Genomic DNA, 824 nt, shown 5'->3' with positions numbered 1-824 from the left:
AGGGCGCCGATGTTGTCGCCGGCTTCACCACGATCCAGCAGCTTGCGGAACATTTCCACGCCCGTGCAGGTCGTCTTCTTGGTGTCCTTGATGCCGACGATTTCCAGTTCGTCGCCCACGTTGATCACGCCACGCTCGACACGGCCGGTCACAACGGTGCCGCGGCCCGAGATCGAGAACACGTCTTCGATCGGCATGAGGAACGGCTGATCCACGGCGCGCTCCGGCGTCGGGATGAAGTCGTCGACCGCCGCCATCAGTTCCTTGATCTTCTCTTCGCCGATTTCCGGGTCACGGCCTTCGAGAGCGGCCAGAGCCGAACCGGCGATGATCGGAATGTCGTCGCCCGGGAATTCGTACTCGGAGAGCAGTTCGCGGACTTCCATTTCGACGAGCTCGAGCAGCTCTTCGTCGTCGACCTGGTCGACTTTGTTCAGGAACACGACCAGCGCCGGAACGCCGACCTGACGGGCGAGCAGGATGTGCTCACGGGTCTGCGGCATGGGGCCGTCGGCCGCGTTCACCACGAGGATGCCGCCGTCCATCTGGGCCGCGCCGGTGATCATGTTCTTCACGTAGTCGGCGTGGCCGGGGCAGTCGACGTGGGCGTAGTGACGCGCGTCCGTCTCGTATTCCACGTGCGCCGTCGAGATCGTGATCCCGCGCGCTTTCTCTTCCGGTGCGCCGTCGATCTGGTCGTAGGCTTTGAAGTCACCGAAGTACTTCGTGATCGCCGCCGTCAGCGTCGTCTTGCCGTGGTCAACGTGGCCGATGGTGCCCACGTTCACGTGCGGTTTGTTACGTGCAAACTTTTCCTTAGCCAT

General features: G+C 62.9%; 1 protein-coding gene. It reads right to left on the bottom strand.

The window, feature by feature from the left end; all coding sequences use genetic code 11:
• Positions 1 to 824 (bottom strand): elongation factor Tu (locus FCT00_RS12725; protein WP_138423323.1); only part of this gene is annotated, 824 nt, incomplete at both ends.

This window comes from Maritimibacter alexandrii (assembly GCF_005871115.1).
GTDB classification, from domain to species: domain Bacteria; phylum Pseudomonadota; class Alphaproteobacteria; order Rhodobacterales; family Rhodobacteraceae; genus Maritimibacter; species Maritimibacter alkaliphilus.
The sequence above is the reverse complement of the archived record's forward strand: the minus strand, read 5'-3'. Positions and strand labels throughout refer to the sequence as shown.